Genomic DNA, 17,167 nt, shown 5'->3' on the forward strand with positions numbered 1-17,167 from the left:
GGATCCGCGCGTGACGGAGCCCGCGTACGTATCGATTGCAGGCGAATACGCCAAGAAGATCCGCGGCGGGGATCTGCCCGCGGGGATCCAGCTGCCGAGCTACTCGGAGATCGCGACCCGGTACGGGGTTTCCGACATCGTGGTGCGCAGGGCCATCGAGCTTCTCCAGAACCAGGGGCTCGTAAACGCGATCCGCCGGCGGGGCGTGTTCGTCACCGCCCAGCCCAACCTGGTGCGGGTCTCGCCGGAACGACAGCTCGAGTCAGCCGAGTCCACATTCGACAACGAGTCGAGCACAGACATTCAGGTCGAGCGATTCTCAGATACCGCTCCTGCGACACCCGAGCTCGCTGAGACTTTTTCCTTGGACATAGGCGTGCCGTTGAGCCACGTGATCACCCGCGCCTCGGAAGACGGTCGTCCCATCTCCATTTCGGACACTTTCCAGCCGGAGGGGTTCTCCGGAATTTCAGGGGCCCGATTCCTGGAAGAGACGATCGCTGACCGGCTTCCGGTGCCGGCCCACGCCGAGTGGCTTCGGACAACCCCCGGCGACCTCGTCAAGACGGTGCATCAGAAGTTCACCACGGCCGACGCGCAAGTTGTGATGGTCTCGGACATCTCCTACCCGCGTGATCGGTACGACGCGTTCGTCTTCCGGATGGTCCTCGACAGCGCGGACGTCACGCCCTGAGGCTGCCGCAGCCCCCAACGCAAGCGGGGCGGTCCTGGCCACCAAGCCAGGACCGCCCCGCTTCTCGTTCTACCGGCGAGTCCAGGCCTGCGCGACATCGCTCAAGTTCCACCACGACACGAAGTTCGTATCGACCTCAGCGAGGCGCCAACCACGTGCCAGGGCCTCGAAAAACCCGGCGTCACCAGTTTTCCCGCCCTTTGGCTCGCCGATGTAGATCAGCCGGTTCCCACCCAGCTCCTCGAACCTGGCCAGTACCTGGGACGCCATTTCATTCCCCCAGCCCGGCGGCCAGCACAGGAACAGCACTGTGTCCGTCTGATCGCCTCGAAGCCCCTCTCCGCCGTCAGCGGTATTCACTTCATGAAAGCGGTCCCGACGGTCGACAGCCTGGTCGTCCAAGGCGGCCTGCGCCGCGCCCAGAGGCTCGACGTCGTAGGCCGCGACCTTGACACCCAGTCGGCTCAGCTGCCCAGCCCAGTACCCACGACCCGCGCCCAATTCAACCAGCGAGCGACCATCGCAGAATCGAGCAACCCAGTCGAGCGTCTCCGGGGATGGAATCGCATACGCGTAGGTTGCCTGAAGGAGTGTCTCGGCGAAGGCGAGGCGCGCGCTGGATCGACCGCCTGGTGCCCTCACTACTCGGCGACCATCTTGCGCGGACACCAGCGGCTCGACGATCTCCCAGTACGGGTTCGCGGGCGACGACTCTTCGTCGTCGACCACGAAGTGGACCAGCCGAAGATCAAATTTTGCGTCGAACGCATCGTCGCCACTACCCGGCAGCTTCGGCGCCGCCTCCAAGTACTCGCTGAGCGCCGGGTACTCACGCTCCATGAGTCCCTGGTTGTCCAGCAGTGCCACGAGCGCCCGCCGGCGCACTTCCGTCAGAGCCAGTTCAGTCACGCTGGCAAGTCTGTCGCATCCCCTCATGAGGCAACATCAAATGCGCACGTTCGGACGAACCCGCGGGCAACCGACGGCGTCTCAGTTCCCGTCTCAGTCCGCACCGTTTCGGGGAGCCTCGCGCGTTGCTCATGTCGCGCTGACCAGCACGTATGCGACTTGGGACACCCTAAGAAACCGCCGATCCGGGTCTTTGGGAGCGAAGGGTCGCAGGTTCAAATCCTGTCATCCCGACCAGATGGGGCTGGACCTGCGGGTTCAGCCCCTTTTCGCGTCGGCGGACCCGCCGCGGGGAGTTGGCGCAGCGATCGGTGACACTTCGCTTTCAGGATCACGTTAATGCGCAACCGAAAACTCACACCCGCGCCGCCAGCCTGGCAGGCACTCATCGACGAGTGGTCTACGTCACTCGAATCCGAGAACAAGAGCCCCAGGACCAACCGCTGCTACACGGACATCGCCAGGAAGTTCCACCTGTGGGTCACCGACCCTGTCGCACCACCGGACGTCGAGAAACCTGAGACATGGCTCGCCTCGGTGCCACCGGAACCGGAGACGCCGGACGACTACGTACCGAACCAAAAGCCGCCGATCACCCCCATCGAGTTGATGAAGAAGGTCTTGAAGCAGTTCGAAAATTCCGACTTCGTGAGTCGCCGCGACGAAGCAATTATCCGAATAATCTCGGACACCTGAAGCCGCTTGAGCGAGATTGCCAGCATCGACATGGAACGCGATCTTGACCTGAAGAACCGCAGGGTTGTCGCGAACAGCAGCTTGGCGTTCAGAGCGCAAGCTGGATGACTGGCTTTATTCGAGCGACCACCTCGAGCGCGACCCTCCCGGCCCGGCTGGGCTAGGGCAACCGAACGGGTGGACGCACCGCCGCCATCGGGACATACAAGACACGATCTTCGAATTGATCCTGCCTCAAGCCGGCCGCCGGCCGAATTGCCTCACCTCCAGAGAGCCGGACACGACGACCAGCTATTCGCGCCCCTTGGCTTGGTGCACGGTCGTTCCGGCAACTAAGTGCGACTGGTTCATGCGCCGAGCCAACGCCAGTAGCCGACTCTGTTGGGCCGCCGCCGCGTCGGAACGGCTGACAGCCATCCAAGCGATGATCAGCACTCTCTTGCCGCCCTGTGGAGACCTTCCCTGATCCGCTTGGAGGCGCGGTCCAGTATCAGTTCAAAAGGTCTCCACTGTGACGTTGGTCAGGCGGCGGACCGTTCGTCGACCGGTCGGCGACGCAGGCTGACGGTCGTGACGGCCGGCGGTACGTATGTGACCTCGTTGGGTCCGGCGTCAGTGCCGGGCGGGGCGATCGCGTCGATCCGATCGAGGAGGTCGTCGTCCAGGGTGACGTCAGCACCGGCCAGCAGGTCGTCGAACTGCTCCATGGTGCGTGGTCCGATGATCGCCGAGGTGACGCCGGGATGCGCGACCGCGAAAGCCATCGCGAGGTGGGTCATCGGCAGGCCTGCCTTGTCGGCGAGCGGGATCAGCTGTTCGACGACGTCGAGCTTGCGGTCGGCCTCGAAGTGGTCCGGCATGAAGCTGGACCGGTGGCTGTCGGACTGCCGGCCTTTGCGGAACCGCCCGGTGAGCAGGCCCTGGCCCAACGGGCTCCAGACCAGCGTTCCCATGCCGTACTGACGGCAGACCGGCAGCACTTCGCGTTCGATACTCCGGTTGATGATCGAGTATGGCGGTTGCTCGGTCCGGAAGCGCTCCAGGCCACGGCGTTCGGCGACCCATTGCGCCTCGACGATGTCCGAGCCGAGAAAGGATGACGTGCCGATGGCGCGGACCTTGCCGCTGCGAATCAGGTCGGACAGCGTCGACAGCGTTTCCTCGAGGTCGGTCGTGGGGTCAGGGCGGTGGATCTGATACAGGTCGAGGTGGTCGGTCTGCAGGCGGCGCAGGGAGTTCTCGACCGCGGTCGTGAGCCAGCGTCGGGAATTTCCCCGGTGGTTGGGATCGTCGCTCATCGGCAGGCTCGCCTTGCTGGCGAGCACGATGTCGTCGCGGCGGCCCTTGAGCGCCTTTCCGACGATCTCCTCGGATTCCCCGAGGGAGTACACGTCAGCGGTGTCGACGAAGTTGATCCCGGCGTCCAGCGCCTCGTGGATGATCCGGATCGACTCGTCGTGGTCCGAGTTTCCCATGGACCCGAACATCATGGTGCCCAGACAGTAGGTGCTGACCTGGATTCCGGTACGGCCCAGTGTGCGGTACTTCATGATTCTCCCTGCTAGAATTGACCGTGAAGATGAAATCGTCGCGACATTAAGTCCTGACCGGAACCGATTGCACTTTCCGGCAATTCCCGTAAGTAATATCACCGGCTTTAAGCCGGTAAGATCGTCGCGAATTGTTGCGAAATTATCTTTGTTCGAAATCGGCCCTGTGCCGTCGAGGCCGCCCGCGCGGATCTGCCGGGCGACCAAGCCCGGTACTCGTTGCCGGAAGGGTCGCGCTCAAGGGCGATCCGTCGCTGATAACGCGCGTAGTCTTTCGTCGTCGAACACGATCTCGACCAGCGGGCTCCGCGCCAGCCACACGTCGAGAATCTGGCGGCCGGCATGCTGAGTGCCGAGATCACTTCGGTTCTGCAGTGCGAGCACCTCGGTGATCACGCGTCGTCGTGTCGGCGCGTCGACCGGCAGTGCGGTCGCCAGCAGGTCGGCTTGGACTCCGTGCTTGAGGTGGACGGTGAACCGCGGGTTGGCGAGCACGTTGGCATACCAGCTGCGAGCCGCGGGCATGCCCGTGAGATACCAGCGGCCGTCGACGTGGTGGAACCAGATCTCGATCCGTCGGAGCTGTCCGCTCCGCCGACCCGTGGTCGTGATGTCGATCGTCCGCTCTGCCCTGCCCGACTTCGGTCCTATGTCGAGGGCACGCACAACCTCGGCACAATCGTAGCCGCGGTCTTCAGGTGCGCTCTGCCTGGCTTCAGGGTGCATGGCGGTTCTCTCCGTAGTGGCTTGATCCAGCACCTCCAGCACAGCAGCGCTCCGGTCGGATGGCCACCGAGATCCTCTTGCTTACTTGCACAATTCTCCAGCCACGGAAGGGATCGTCACGGCAGTGCTTGGACTGGCCCGGGGGCCTCTCCTCCCTTCAGTCGCATCGCGTCCACCCTCGGCGGGGCGCCGAAATGGCGCCGGTACTCCCGGCTGAACTGGGAGGGATTTTTGTAGCCGACCTGGTAGCTCACAGCGGTGACGTCCTTGGGATGGTGCGCCAGCAGTAGCCGCGCCTCTTGCAGCCGGATGTGTTTCTGGAACTGGACGGGTGTCATCGCGGTCACCTCCCGGAAGTTCCGGTGGAACGCGGACACGCTCATCCCCGCGAGTCGAGCAAGGTCCTCGACGCGGAATGATCGGACGTAGTTCTCCCGGATCCAGCGGACCGCTCGTCGAATGTGGGACAACCCGCTGTCGGCGAGACCGAGTTGGCGTACCGCGTCGCCTTGGTCGCCGGTGATCAGACGCCACACGATTTCGCGTTTGACCAGTGGGGCGAGCGCCGCCCGGTCCTGGGGCCGGTCCAACAGCCGCAACAGCCGCACGATCGCTTCCATCAGTTCGACCGGCGCTTCGCTCACAGCGATGCCCGGTCGGGCGGCTTCTGCGTACGGTGGCAACTCCACGGGCCCACTCGTGAGCAGCATTTCGGCGATCTCGGCGGGTTCGAGCGTCATCCCGAACCCGAGCGCAGGGCTGCCCGGCATCTCACCGAGAAAATGCCCGGTCACCGGAAGATCGACGGAGGCGATCAGGTATTGGCCCACCCCGTATTCGTAGATCAGCTCACCCAGAGCCAGTCGCTTTCGTCCTTGCGCGATGACGGCTAGCACCGTGCCCGACATCCCGGTCTCCGGCGTACCACTCGGAGCGGCTTGGCAGATCCGAACGCCCTCGATCGCCGTGGTCCCGTCCGGTCGAACGTGCTGTTCCAACAGCTCGCGGAACTCGTCTACAACCATGTCCCCAGTAGAACAAATCCGCCCAAGACCCCGCTGCGCGCACGTGAGCGGGCTCGCGGAATCCGGCTTCTGGGCCCACGACGCTCGATCCGCCTGCCGTCTCACGGCGGCAGGCGGATCGAGTCCAAAAGGTCCCGATCCAGGCTGCCCTCGTTGAACACCCCACACCTCCTGTGAACGGGAAGGTGAACGAGAGCTCGTAGAACAGATCAACATCTCGGCCGTCGATCGCCGTCCACCAAGCGCAGTCAGTCGACGTCGTCAGAGCGGATACTCAGCCGATCCCGGTCGCCATAGCCGGCGATCCCCCGCCAAGGCCGCGTCGGCGACCGTCCGAGTAATCGGCCCGACGTCATCAAGCGACTGCCAGCTCGACACCCCCGGATAGCGCTCGTCCTTGGTACTCGGGTACTGCGGCACGCGTCCCATGGTCGGCTTGACCCCGAACACGCCACAGAAGCTCGCGGGGACCCGGGCCGAGCCGCCGCCATCAACGCCGAGCGCGAATGGGCCGCCTCCGCAGGACCGCCGCGGCGCTGCTTGCGGAGGCCCCCTGAGGTTCGGTCCGGGTTCCACGGGTTGTGGGTGGGATCGGCGAACGGTGTCTGCCCAGTTCCGGACAAACCGAACTCCAGGGCGCGGCACGATCCGCCTACTGCGACGCTCCGTTCGACCGCGGATGGTCATGGCGTCATTCTGGGAATAGCGGCCCGCCCGGACACTCGGAATCAGCGGGCCTGGCTCGACACCTGCTTCGCCCGGGGCAGGATCAGGTCCCACGGGACGACGAAGGTGGAGACCTCCTCCTTGCAGCCGGGGCAGAGCACCGTTAATCGGCCTTGACGTGGGCCGCTGCGGCGACGCGGCTTCGCACGGGTGGGCCGATGTCGGAGACGTGGGCAGATCGACGTTCGTGCTTCATTGCGGTTTGATGCTGAACAGCGATCTACGTGGGCGGGGGTAGCGATGGGTGGGCGCGGGAGGCGCATGAACAAGCCGGTGAGGACGGCGACCGCTGATCTGTACATTGGTTATGCGAACTTCATCGTGACGGACTGGAGCGGGTCTTGCCCCGACATGGAGCTTGCCTATGTCAACGGTCTCGTGGGGTCGGACTTCAACGGGGCGCTCGTCCTCACCGGCATCACTGACGGTCCCGTCACTGTGACCGTTCAGCTGCTCGACACCGCACCCGACTCGGTCGAGCTCGACGACTGGGACGACGTCGCCGAAGTCTCGGTCGAGTCGGAAGACGGAGAACTCATCGCCCACGACCTGGCGGCCGATCCGCCTCCGGAATTCTCCGACCTGGCCCACGCGGGACCCGGCACCTACCGGCTACGCGTGCACGCCCGAGGCCGCGACATCGCCCCCCATCTCAACATCCAGGAACCCGTCGAGAACTACCTGCTTTCCGTGTGGCCGGCACCGGAAGCACCCGACGTCGTCTACAAACAGTCAGACGAGCGCGGACAGGAATACCGGGCAGAACTGAGGCCGCGACCGTCACGCAGGGCTCGGCAGGCTTGAAGCAGTGTCATTGGCAGGGCCGGCCAAACCGGCTGCCCCAACAGGACGGGTACCGGTGCGCCCGTCCGAAGGAAGATCCGCGCCGACAGGCGCACCATGGAACCTACGTGCGCTCACCGACCCGCCGCAGTGACGAACCCGGGCATCAGTGATCAAGGACGTTCCGTCTCAGTCCGGAGAAGCGCGCCGCCCGGACCGGCCTCGGCCTTCCCGCGTCGGAAGCACTTCTTCGCCGCCTGCTCGCTCTCGGCCGTTTCGCACCCTGCCCTCTCGCGCACCGTCGTCAGGGTGACCGTTGGTCGTGCTCGTCGGCATCGGCGTGCTCGACAGGCCGTCGCCGGCTGTGGCGTACGCAGTACCGATCACTCCACCCTCGCCTACGAGTTCAAGTGGGACGGAAGTGAGTGGGTTCGCGGATTCCTGCGCCTGCAGGAGGCGGAACCTGGGCTATTCGTCGCCGGCGTTGGCTGTTGGGCAGGTGGGTTCCGGCGGCGCCGCGTGGGTGCGGGGTAGCTGTGGCGTCGGCGCGCCCGCCGGTGCAGTTGTCGTTGGCGCAGCCGGCTCGGGAGGTGCCGGCGTCGCGGACGGGCTGGTCGTGGGCGTTCGAGCCGACGCTGGATGGCTGGCTTCTCTGAACTTTGGGGCCGTTCCGTCGCAAAGCCTCCGATCCGCGACTCCGCCTGCTGCGTCAGTACACTGACTTCGCGTGACCGACTCCGAGATCGAGATCACCGCAGACCTGGTCCGCGACCTGTTGCAGGAGCAACATCCAGACCTTGCAGGGCTGGCCATCCGCGAGGTGGCGGGCGGCTGGGGCAACCAAATGTGGCGCCTGGGGGACGAGTTGGCCGTGCGCATGCAGCGCATGGACCCCACCCCGGAGCTCCAGCTCAAGGAGCGGCGATGGCTACCCGTGTTGGCCCCGCTCCTGCCGCTCCCGGTGCCGACCCCGGCGCGGTTCGGCGCGCCGTCCGAGCGCTTCCCCAAGCACTGGACCGTGATGACGTGGGTTCCCGGCGAGCCGCTGGACCACGCCACGATCAGCCGCGGCGCCCATGCGGCCGACACGCTGGCGGGCTTCCTCCAGGCGCTCCACGTGGAGGCACCTACCGAGGCACCGATCGCCGCAGACCGCGGAGCCCATCCCCGGAACTGCACGGGCGGCTTCGAGAACTTCCTCCAGGCCGTTGCTCCCGACGACATCGCTGCAGACGTCCGGGCCGTCTGGGCCGACGCCGTTGCAGCCCACGCGTGGGAGGGCCCGCCGGTGTGGGTGCACGGCGACCTCCATCCCGCGAACGCCGTCGTCTCGGACGGAACGCTCTCGGGCATCGTCGACTTCGGTGACATGTTCGCCGGCGATCCGGCGTGGGACCTCGCCGCCGCATGGGTGCTGCTACCCGCGGGCACGGCCGCACGGTTCTTCGACACGTACGCGCACGCAGATGAGGCGGCGATCCGGCGCGCCCGCGGGCTGGCCGCCATGAAGAGCCTCTTCCTGATGCTCATGGGGCAGAACGGAGATCGAGGCCTCCCCGGCGGCAAACCTCACTGGGGACCTGCAGGCCGGGCGGCACTTGATCGTGTTCTGAAGGGCGTTTGATGCACGCTGCTTCGAACCTGTTCTCGATCCTGGTCGAGGGCCATGTGGCAGCCCGTCACCGCAGCAGATCGTAGGCGTGTGCAGTCGCGGCGGGACAACAACCTGGTCGTCTCGGGATGTCCGCACGACGATCGTCGTCACGCAGGGGTAACCGTTCTACCGTTCATGCAGTCGCTGACGCCACCACGCAGCCGCATGCCAGGGACTGATCGAACTCGCCTTCGGGTCGAGCAGGGTCCTTCGCCTGATCTTCCCGGCGCCCTGACGACCAATCGTCCGCGAGACCGTCTGACGCGGAGCGCGGGCGGCTGGTCGACGCCACGGTGTGGCCCTCGCCGTGAAAGTGGCCCAATGATCTTGGCCTGAAGTGACCCGCGTTCCGGTGCCATCCCGACCTTAACGTCGAGAGGGAGATCAACTACCGGGTGGGAGTGCAAGACATGAACAAGACGATCAAGGCAGCGCTGGTTTCCCTGCTGGCACTGGGCAGCGTCGCGGCGTGCAGTGCCGGCGAAGCGGCCGACATGGCACCGGCATCGAGCAGCAGCCCCCAAAGCACCGACCCCCACAGCACCAGCCCGGACGGTCACCAGACGAAAGCCGGAGCCGTCACCCGGCTCATGACGCAGAGCCTGCCCGACATCGCCGGCAAGGAGGGCATGATCGAGATCGTCGACTTCGCGCCCGGGGAAGCCTCCCAGGTGCACCGGCACAACTGCGACCTGTTCGTCTACGTCCTCGAGGGAAGTGTTGTCACGCAAGTGAAGGGCGGCAAGCTGCAGACCGTCCCCACGGGTGGCGTGTTCTACGAGTCCCCCACCGATGTGCACGTCGTGAGTCGCAACGCGAGTGCGACGGAGCCGGCGAAGCTGGCCGTGTTCTACGTGAAGGCGAAGGGGACGCCGCCGACGGTGATCCTCAACGGTGACAACTGACGCTCAGCCGAAGCGGCCGTGGACGTAGTCGGCGGTGCGGTCGTCGTGCGGGGACTCGAAGATCGTGGTGGTCGGGCCGGCCTCCACGATGCCGCCAGGGGCGCCCTCTTCGGCGAGGAAGAAGGCGCACTGCGCGGAAACCCGTTGGGCCTGCTGCATGTTGTGGGTGACGATCACGATGGTCACCTCGCCGCTGAGGTCCTCGATCGTCTGCTCGATGCGGCGCGTCGAAGTGGGGTCCAGCGCCGAGCAGGGCTCGTCCATGAGCAGGACCTTCGGGCGGACCGCGAGGGCGCGCGCGATGCACAAGCGCTGCTGCTGCCCGCCGGACAGCGCGCCGCCCGGTTGGCGGAGGCGGTCGCGGACCTCTTTCCACAGGCCGGCCTTGATGAGGCACTCGGCGACGAGATCGTCCTTTTCGGAGCCGCGCACCTTGGTGCCCGTGAGTTTCAGGCCCGCGGTGACGTTGTCGAAGATGGACATCGCCGGGAACGGGTTGGGCTTCTGGAACACCATGCCGATGTGGCGGCGCGCGTCGGTGAGCTTCCACGACGGGTCGTAGATGTCGTCGCCCCCGAGGAGGACCTCGCCGGCGAGCGTGGCGCTCGGCACGAGCTCGTGCATGCGGTTGAGGATGCGCAGGAAGGTCGACTTCCCGCACCCCGACGGGCCGATCAGCGCGGTGACGGACCGCGCGGGCATGGTCAGCGACACGCGGTCGAGCACCTTCCGGTCGCCGAACCACGCGGACACCGCGCGCGCCTCGATCGACGTGGTCTCCTCGACCGACGGCAGCAGCATGGTCATCCTGGTCTCCTCACAACAGGTTCGGCAGCAGCGAAGCCGCCTGGTCGGCCACCGTGACGCCGAGCGCGCCGAGCAGCGGCACCCCGATCACCCACGAATGCCACTTGCCGACGCGTTGGTGGACGTACACGACTCCGGCCGCGCTCACCACGAGCAGCAGCCCCCACAGCACGAGCGGCACCATCGCCGCCGGGTCGCCCGACAGCGCCTGCTCCGACTCGCTCATCGCCGACGCCGGCAGCACACCCCCGATCCCGACGGCCGGGGTGAGCAGACGCGCGTCCACGCGCAGGACGTCGGCGGGCAGGCCGGGCGGGCCATCGGCGGTGACGAGCGTCAGCCGGCCCTGGCCCTGCGCGGGCGGGGCCGGCTGCGGGTCGCCGCTGTGGCGCACGCCCAGCACCTCGTACTCGTGCTTGCCCTGCCCGGTGGTGACGCTGATCAGGTCACCGCGTTTGAGCTTGCCGATGTCGAGGAACGGCGCGCCGTACCCCGCGCGCCGGCCGAGCACCACGCTCGTGCCCGCCTGGCCCGGCAGCACCGTGTCGCGGCGGTGCCCCGGCCCGGACTTCAGGACCTCCGACGTGGACCCCTCGCCGACGACCTCGCGCACACCGATCCGCGGCACCGTCAGCACCGCCACCGGAGTCCCCGGCTCGAGCGGGTGCCCGCCGGGGTCGTAGCCGCCGGCCGGCGCGGTCGCGTTGGCGAGCTGGTCGCGGAACGCCGCGTACGCCCGGTCCTGGTCGCGGTTGTGCGCCAGCTGCCCGATCACGGCGATCTGCACGACCAGGCACAGCATCAGCGCGCCGACGATCGACAGCGCCTGCCCGGTCACCCACACCGCCGCGGGTTTCCCCGTCGGCGGTGCGGCGGTGCCCGTCTCGATGGTCACCATGTGCGGCGGGCGTCCGCCCTGCGACGGCGGACCACGATGAGCGCCACGGCGCCCAGCCCGATCAGCACGGCCGCGGCGAGGATCAAGAACCCGAGGTCGACGCCGGTGTAGGCCAGCGTACGGCCCGGCACGGAGGTGCCGACGTTCTCGCCCGTACCGCCGCCGGAGCCGGGAGTGCTGGTGTCCCCGGCCGTAACGGTCGCCGAAGTGTCGCTTGTGGACGTCGCCGAGCTCGACGAGGAGTCGGTGGTCTCGGTGTTGGAGACCGTGCCCGAGGACGTCGTCGTGGACGTGCCGGTCGGGGTGGTGCTCGTGCTCGTCGGGGTGGGCGTCGTCGTGTGCGGAGTGGTGGTGGTCGACACCGGGCTCGAGGTCGTGGTCGACGTGCGGGTCGTCGTGGTCGAGGTCGACGTGGATGTGCCGGTGGTGGTCGTGGTGCCCGTCGTCGTGGTGCCGGTGGTGGTCGTGGTCGATGTCGGCGTGTCCGACGTGGTGGCCGTCGACGAGGTCGAGGTCGGGGTGTCCGATGTTTCCGAAGTGGACGGAGTGGCCGTCGACGTCGGCGTGGCCGTCGTGGTGCCCGTGGACGTCGTGGTGCCCGTGGTGGTCGTGGACGTCGACGTGGTGGTCGTGGTCGAGGTCGGCTGCGAGGTGCTCACCGACGTCGGCGTGGTCGGCGTCGTCGACACGGGCGGCCCGCTCGGATCGGTCGACTGGTAGTGCGTCGGGTCCGTGAAGTACATGTTCGTCGTGAACGTGCCGGTCGGCGTCTGCGAGAACGAGTCCATACAGGACACCTGAACCACGTAGGTGCCGGCGACGACCTCGGTCTGGTTGTCCGTCGCGATGTCGGTCATGCCCTTGGTGAACTGCACCGGGAACGGCTGCGTGGTCGAGAAGTCCACGTCCTGCAGGCCGAATGTCGCCACCAGCCCGGGCGCGAACCCACCGGGCCCGAAGACGTGGGCGATGTAGGAGTCGGAGTCCGGGGTGCAACCCTGCGACGTCCGCACGACCGGCGCCGTGTTCCCGGTGCCCGTGGGCGGTTCGAGGGTGAGGGTGCCGAGGCTGCCCGGCGGGGGCAGCGCGGCCGAGGCGGTGGAGGTCACCAGGGTGACCACGACGATCGCCGCCGCGGCCACCGAGGCGCCCGCCACGATGAGCTGACGCTTACGCATGAAAGCTTTCCTTCCGCTGTTCAGGGGACAACCGCACTTCACCGGGCACGCCGGCGCACCACCCACGCGGCGAGCGCCACCGCGGCGACCACCAGGCCCACGCCCGCCACGAGGGCGAACGCGCCGATCAGCGTCGGCGAAGATTCCGCCTTCGCGGCAACGTTTTCCGGTGCCGGAGCGATGGTCGTCGGCCCACCGCTGCTGCCGGATCCGGGGAGCGTGACCGGGGTCGAACCCGCGCCGGGCTGGGCCGGGACGGCCCACGTCGGCGGAACCGCACGCGAAGGCGGCGGCGCCGAGGACGTGGTCTCCGGCGCCCGGTTCGGGCCCTTCGCCGCGCCGAGCGCCGCGTACTTCACGGCGCTCTCGAACTTCAGCTCCGCGGTGAACTCGCCCTTGCTCTCCTGGCTGAACGAGTCGATGCAGTACAGCGTCACGTCGTAGGTGCCCGAGAGCGTGGTTCCGTTGTCCTTCGCGTAGTCCTTGAGCGTCTGGGCGAGGAACACGTCGAAGCCGCCGGTGTGCGACATCCCGACGTCGGTGTTCGCGACGACCACTTGCCCGGCCGCGGGCATGCCCTTGCCGCGCAGGTTCGCGTAGTACGCGTCGGCGTCGGCCGGGCAGCCGGCACTGGTGTGCATGCGGATCGAGGACGCGTCCTGGCCCTCACCGGGGGTCACGACCAGGCCGCCGATCGGCGCCGCCTGCGCGGGCGCGGCGAACAGGACCAGCCCACCCGCCACCAGGAGGAGCTCAGTGCGCAGCCGCATGTTCGGCCACCTCCTCCGCGGGCGGGGCTTCGGTCGTGCCACCGCGTCGACGCCTGCGCCGGGTGGCCACCACGCCGAGCACGCCGAGGATCAGGGCCACGAGGATCCCGAGGAACGCCCACGGCACGGCGCTCAGCGTCAGGGTCTCCTCGACCGGCTCCACCGGATCGGTGAACCCGGCCACGGGGTGCGGGTCGACGTGCACGGTCGCGTCCAGCCAACCGGCGGGCAGCAGGCCGGAGACCTTCGTGGTCACCTTGAACAGCCCGCCCGGCAACAGCTCCGGGATCGGCGGCAGCGCCGCACTGTCCACAGTGGTCCCCCACGGCGTGCTCACGCCCACGCGCTGTGTGCCCGAAAGGCGGGTGTTGCCGGTGTTGCGCACGGTGTAGCTCACGGTCGCGTCGCCGCGGCCGAACGGCGTCGGGTCGTAGGTGCCGGTGAGGCCGGTGATCGCGAGCCGCGGCGTGAGCTGCCCGGTCACGCGCAGGTAGATGCGCGCACCGACGCGTTGCTCGACCGAGACCCGCTGCCCGTTCGCGCCCGTCTGCTCGGTGGTCAGCGCGGCGACGATGCCCGCCGCGTGGTCACCGGGGGTCGCGTTCACGGGGATGGTCAGGCTGAAGGGAACGATCGAGACCGAGCGCGGCTTGAGGGAAACGCTGGTCTGCGCGGGTTTGGTCCAGGCCCCGGCGTCCACCGACTTCTTGCCGGCGGCGAGCAGGTCGAACCCGCCCTCCGGGGTGTTGAACGCGTCGCTCGCGTAGATCTTCAGCGTCACCGGTGTGGTGCCGACGTTGGAGACGGCGACGTAGTCCTTGACGACGGCGCCGGGCGTGGCACCGTAACCGAAACTCGGGCGGTTGTCCGGCGCCTTCGCGGTGGCAGGACGGACGCCGAACGTCACACGCTGGTCCCCCGCGGGCGGCTGAGCGGCCGGCAGAAGAGCGCCCTGGGCCACGGGGTGCGAAGACGGGTGCACCTCGGCGGCGGGAGCGGCGGAGGCGGTGGCTGCGGGCGCGAAACCCAGCAGGAGCGCGGCGGCCAGTGCCACGAGGCGCATCGGCGTTTCCCTTCGAACGGAAGAACAACTGGGGCCGGGTCTCCGGCGGGCGGCCGGCACCGCGCCGCCGGAGACCCGGTGATCAGATGGCAGTGAGGGTGAGCACTGCGGTGTAGGTGCCGGCGACGGTCGACGTCGGCACGTTCAGCGAAAGCCCGGCGCCGAGGTGCGCCGTGCCGTTGCCACCGTTCGAAGCGGCGGTGGCGAGGGTGCGGGAGCCCGCCAGGCCGAGGCCCGCCGGCGCGGCCGTGCCCGGCTCCACAGCCGCGGCCGGGCCGACGGCCGGGCCCGCGGTGATGTTCTGCGCGGCCACCTTGTCGACGAGGACCGGGGTCCAGCCGAGGTTGGCGGCGTTGATCGCGTGCGAGGCACCGTCACCGAAGTCGGTCGCCTGGCCGGAGACGTTCCAGCCCGGGTTCCCGGCGCGGGTGTCGGTGACCGTGACCGGGTTCAGCTGGCCCGAGGTCTGCAGCATCGAGGCGTCGGGGAGCATCGCCGGCGAAGGCAGGGTCACGTTCTCGTTGTCGACGCTGATGAGCAGTTCACCCGCGTTGACGGTCGTGGTGATGTTCTCCGAGGTGGCAACGCCCGCGAAGGCGGTCACCGACAGCGGCACGCCGGCCGACTCCGAAGCCACGAACGCCGCCGCGTTGGCGGGGACGAACTTGGCAGTGAAGGTGTGGTCGCCCACGCCCAGCGTCGAAGTGGTCAGCGTCGCGGTGCCACCGGACAGCGCGACCGGGTTGCCCAGGTTCGCGCCACCGTCGGTGAACTGGATCGAGCCGGCCGCACCCGCGGGGGTGACCGACGCGTTCAGCGTCACCGTGCTGAACTGCTGAGCCGTGCCGCTCGGCGTGACCGAGAGCGCGGTCGTGGTCGGGGTCGCGACCGGGGCGTTGACCTGGTAGGTCACCGCGGCCGAGGTCGAGCCGCCGACGTTCTGCGAACCACCGGTGAAGACGGCGGTCAGCGAGTGGCTGCCGGCGGACAGCGCCGACGTCGTGAGGGCGGCGGTGCCACCGTTCACGGCCACCGGCGAGCCCAGGTTCGCCGCGCCGTCCTTGAACTGCACGGTGCCGCCGGCCGAGGCCGGGGTGACCGTGGCGGTCAGGGTGACGGGGCTGCCCTGCGTCGCCGGGGAAGCCGGCGAGACCGCGAGCGACGTGCTGGTCGAGACCGGCGCGTCGGGGTCGGTGCTCTGGTAGTGCGTGGCGTCGGTGAAGTAGATCGCCTGGGTGAAGGTGCCCTGCACCTCCTGCGAGAACGAGTCGATGCAGCTCGCGACCAGGTCGTAGCGGCCCGGCTGGACGGTGGTGCTGTTGTCCAGCGCGATGTCCTTCATCGACAGGCCCAGCTGGACGGGGAAACCGTCCGTGTGGGACAGGCCGACGTCGGTGGTGGTCGTCGCGATGAGACCGTTCGTGAAACCGCCGGGGCCGAACACGTACAGGTAGTACGCGTCAGCCGTGTCCGGGCAGCCCGCCGACGTGGTGGCCACGCCCGCGGTGGTGTCGACGCCCGTGGCCGGGCTCAGGGTCAGGGTGCCGAGCGTGCCCGGCGGAACGGCGGCCGAGGCCGTCGAGAGCGTGCCCATCGCCGCCAGCGCGGCGGTGACGATGACACCGCCCACGGCGACGCGGCGCAGCAGGGATCTGGTGCTCATGGAAGAGGTCCTTTTCCGGGTCAGGGCGTGACGATGCTGGTGTCGCCGCAGTTGGCGGCCTTGCCGAAGCCGTACTTCGTGATCACGTCGGTGGCGCCACAGATCGCGGAGCCGGTGCCGGCGAAGGTGCCGGCGTACGGCGCGTTGGCCAGCTGGCCCGTCGGGACGACGTTGTAGACGTCACGCTTGAACGACGAGGCGGTGTTCAGCGACGTCGGCGAGATGCCGTTGAGCGTGGCCAGCACGGCCTTGCCCTGCACGGCCGGGACCACGCCGGTGATCTGGCTCTGGTACGCGGCGATCGAGTACGGCGCGACGTTCGCCGGGTCGGTCAGGAACGTGCCGGTGTTCTCCTCGATCGGCGCGCCCGTGGTGTCGGTGTCGTGCACGCACGGGAACGTCGTGGTGAAGTTCGCGGCGTTCGTCAGGCCCAGCGAGGACAGGAAGAACGCGCGCGTGCCCGAACCGAACTTCGGCAGCAGCGGCTTGTACGTGGTGCCCACACCCGGAGCGGTGCAGTTGTAGACGCTCTTGAGCTGCGCTGTGGTCAGCTTCTTCGAGATCGAGCTGTCCGAGCGCACCGCGTAGGTCACCGCGTCGACGGCGAACGGCACGTAGGTGAGGTTCTTGCCCGCGTAGCTCGCGGAGTTGTTGCTCGAGGACCGCGCGAACTGCACGCAGTTGTCGCCGGCGTCGAGCGAGGCGACGAGGGCGTTGACGCCCTCACCCGAGTTGGCCGGACGGGTCATGGTGCAGCCCGGCGTGGTCGCCGCGTCCTTCGTGGTGATGCTGGCCGAGCCCACCGCGTCGTAGGAGGCGATGATCTTGGTGCCGCCGACGGTGATCGTGTCGGAGAGGCCGTTCATCACGCCCTGCGTGGTGTCGGAACCGACACCCGCGAGCTGGCGGAAGGTGGGAGCGCCGCTCGGGTCGGCCTGGGCCACCCCGCTCAGGCCGAGGACCAAGGCCGCCGCGGCGACCGTGACCAGGGTTCTTCTCTTGCTCACTTCAGGTATCCTTTGCTCAGCAGGTATGCCCGGACTCTTCGTCCGAGCTCGCCGGCGTCAGTGCTTTTCGCAGGCGTGACGCCGGTCTTGCCGGTTGCACCCGGCTCGTCGGG

General features: G+C 68.1%; 16 protein-coding genes and 1 pseudogene. 5 read left to right on the forward strand and 12 right to left on the reverse strand.

Features of this window, described 5'->3' with window-relative positions:
- The first annotated feature begins 10 nt into the window (after window positions 1-10).
- Window positions 11-694 carry a GntR family transcriptional regulator gene (locus tag AB0H62_RS09700; protein ID WP_360585275.1) on the forward strand — a complete coding sequence of 228 codons (684 nt, stop codon included), beginning with the start codon at window positions 11-13 and terminating at the stop codon, window positions 692-694.
- Between the two features lie 69 nt (window positions 695-763).
- Here AB0H62_RS09700 and AB0H62_RS09705 read toward each other — a convergent pair whose 3' ends face one another.
- Window positions 764-1,603, reverse strand: a complete 840-nt coding sequence (locus tag AB0H62_RS09705) for a hypothetical protein (RefSeq protein ID WP_360585277.1) — start codon at window positions 1,601-1,603, stop codon at window positions 764-766.
- Window positions 1,604-1,942: 339 nt separating this feature from the next.
- On the opposite strand from AB0H62_RS09705, the gene AB0H62_RS09710 reads away from it, so the two are divergent.
- On the forward strand, window positions 1,943-2,299 hold the full coding sequence (locus AB0H62_RS09710) for a hypothetical protein (RefSeq protein WP_360585279.1): 357 nt from the start codon (window positions 1,943-1,945) through the stop codon (window positions 2,297-2,299).
- 521 nt (window positions 2,300-2,820) lie between these two features.
- Here the strand turns inward: AB0H62_RS09710 and AB0H62_RS09715 are convergent.
- The 4 genes and pseudogenes from AB0H62_RS09715 to AB0H62_RS09730 all read right to left on the reverse strand — a co-directional run.
- A complete protein-coding gene (locus tag AB0H62_RS09715; RefSeq protein WP_360585409.1) occupies window positions 2,821-3,849 on the reverse strand; it encodes an aldo/keto reductase in 1,029 nt (342 codons plus the stop codon).
- Window positions 3,850-4,086: 237 nt separating this feature from the next.
- Window positions 4,087-4,617 carry a nitroreductase/quinone reductase family protein gene (locus AB0H62_RS09720; protein WP_360585281.1) on the reverse strand — a complete coding sequence of 177 codons (531 nt, stop codon included), beginning with the start codon at window positions 4,615-4,617 and terminating at the stop codon, window positions 4,087-4,089.
- 74 nt (window positions 4,618-4,691) lie between these two features.
- Window positions 4,692-5,600 carry an AraC family transcriptional regulator gene (locus AB0H62_RS09725; RefSeq protein ID WP_360585283.1) on the reverse strand — a complete coding sequence of 303 codons (909 nt, stop codon included), beginning with the start codon at window positions 5,598-5,600 and terminating at the stop codon, window positions 4,692-4,694.
- 312 nt (window positions 5,601-5,912) lie between these two features.
- Window positions 5,913-6,104: pseudogene (locus AB0H62_RS09730) on the reverse strand (amidase family protein); the annotation flags it as partial.
- A gap of 483 nt (window positions 6,105-6,587) precedes the next feature.
- Between AB0H62_RS09730 and AB0H62_RS09735 the strand changes: the two are divergent.
- The 3 genes from AB0H62_RS09735 (at window position 6,588) to AB0H62_RS09745 (ending at window position 9,668) form a co-directional block, all read left to right on the forward strand.
- Window positions 6,588-7,130, forward strand: a complete 543-nt coding sequence (locus tag AB0H62_RS09735) for a hypothetical protein (RefSeq protein ID WP_360585285.1) — start codon at window positions 6,588-6,590, stop codon at window positions 7,128-7,130.
- A gap of 706 nt (window positions 7,131-7,836) precedes the next feature.
- On the forward strand, window positions 7,837-8,733 hold the full coding sequence (locus AB0H62_RS09740) for a phosphotransferase (protein WP_360585287.1): 897 nt from the start codon (window positions 7,837-7,839) through the stop codon (window positions 8,731-8,733).
- A gap of 440 nt (window positions 8,734-9,173) precedes the next feature.
- A complete protein-coding gene (locus tag AB0H62_RS09745; protein WP_360585289.1) occupies window positions 9,174-9,668 on the forward strand; it encodes a cupin domain-containing protein in 495 nt (164 codons plus the stop codon).
- Window positions 9,669-9,671: 3 nt separating this feature from the next.
- Here AB0H62_RS09745 and AB0H62_RS09750 read toward each other — a convergent pair whose 3' ends face one another.
- The 7 genes from AB0H62_RS09750 to AB0H62_RS09780 form a co-directional block, all read right to left on the reverse strand.
- Window positions 9,672-10,475 carry a phosphate ABC transporter ATP-binding protein gene (locus tag AB0H62_RS09750; protein ID WP_220242968.1) on the reverse strand — a complete coding sequence of 268 codons (804 nt, stop codon included), beginning with the start codon at window positions 10,473-10,475 and terminating at the stop codon, window positions 9,672-9,674.
- 10 nt (window positions 10,476-10,485) lie between these two features.
- Window positions 10,486-11,373: a class E sortase gene (locus AB0H62_RS09755; protein ID WP_360585292.1), complete on the reverse strand. Its 888-nt coding sequence runs from the start codon at window positions 11,371-11,373 to the stop codon at window positions 10,486-10,488.
- Window positions 11,367-12,551: a hypothetical protein gene (locus AB0H62_RS09760; protein WP_255638296.1), complete on the reverse strand. Its 1,185-nt coding sequence runs from the start codon at window positions 12,549-12,551 to the stop codon at window positions 11,367-11,369. Before AB0H62_RS09760 ends, AB0H62_RS09755 begins: the two co-directional genes overlap by 7 nt.
- A gap of 38 nt (window positions 12,552-12,589) precedes the next feature.
- Window positions 12,590-13,321 carry a hypothetical protein gene (locus AB0H62_RS09765; RefSeq protein WP_220242970.1) on the reverse strand — a complete coding sequence of 244 codons (732 nt, stop codon included), beginning with the start codon at window positions 13,319-13,321 and terminating at the stop codon, window positions 12,590-12,592.
- Window positions 13,305-14,384 (reverse strand): DUF916 domain-containing protein, encoded by a 1,080-nt coding sequence (locus AB0H62_RS09770; RefSeq protein WP_360585294.1) that lies wholly within the window; start codon window positions 14,382-14,384, stop codon window positions 13,305-13,307. Before AB0H62_RS09770 ends, AB0H62_RS09765 begins: the two co-directional genes overlap by 17 nt.
- Before the next feature lie 82 nt (window positions 14,385-14,466).
- The gene (locus AB0H62_RS09775; RefSeq protein ID WP_255638297.1) at window positions 14,467-16,047 is read right to left on the reverse strand and encodes an Ig-like domain-containing protein; all 1,581 of its coding nucleotides are present in this window, start codon (window positions 16,045-16,047) and stop codon (window positions 14,467-14,469) included.
- 20 nt (window positions 16,048-16,067) lie between these two features.
- Window positions 16,068-17,054 carry a hypothetical protein gene (locus AB0H62_RS09780; protein ID WP_255638298.1) on the reverse strand — a complete coding sequence of 329 codons (987 nt, stop codon included), beginning with the start codon at window positions 17,052-17,054 and terminating at the stop codon, window positions 16,068-16,070.
- Window positions 17,055-17,167 lie beyond the last annotated feature (113 nt).

It is taken from the genome of Amycolatopsis sp. NPDC050768 (assembly GCF_040654155.1).
In the GTDB taxonomy this organism is placed as follows: Bacteria; Actinomycetota; Actinomycetes; order Mycobacteriales; family Pseudonocardiaceae; genus Amycolatopsis.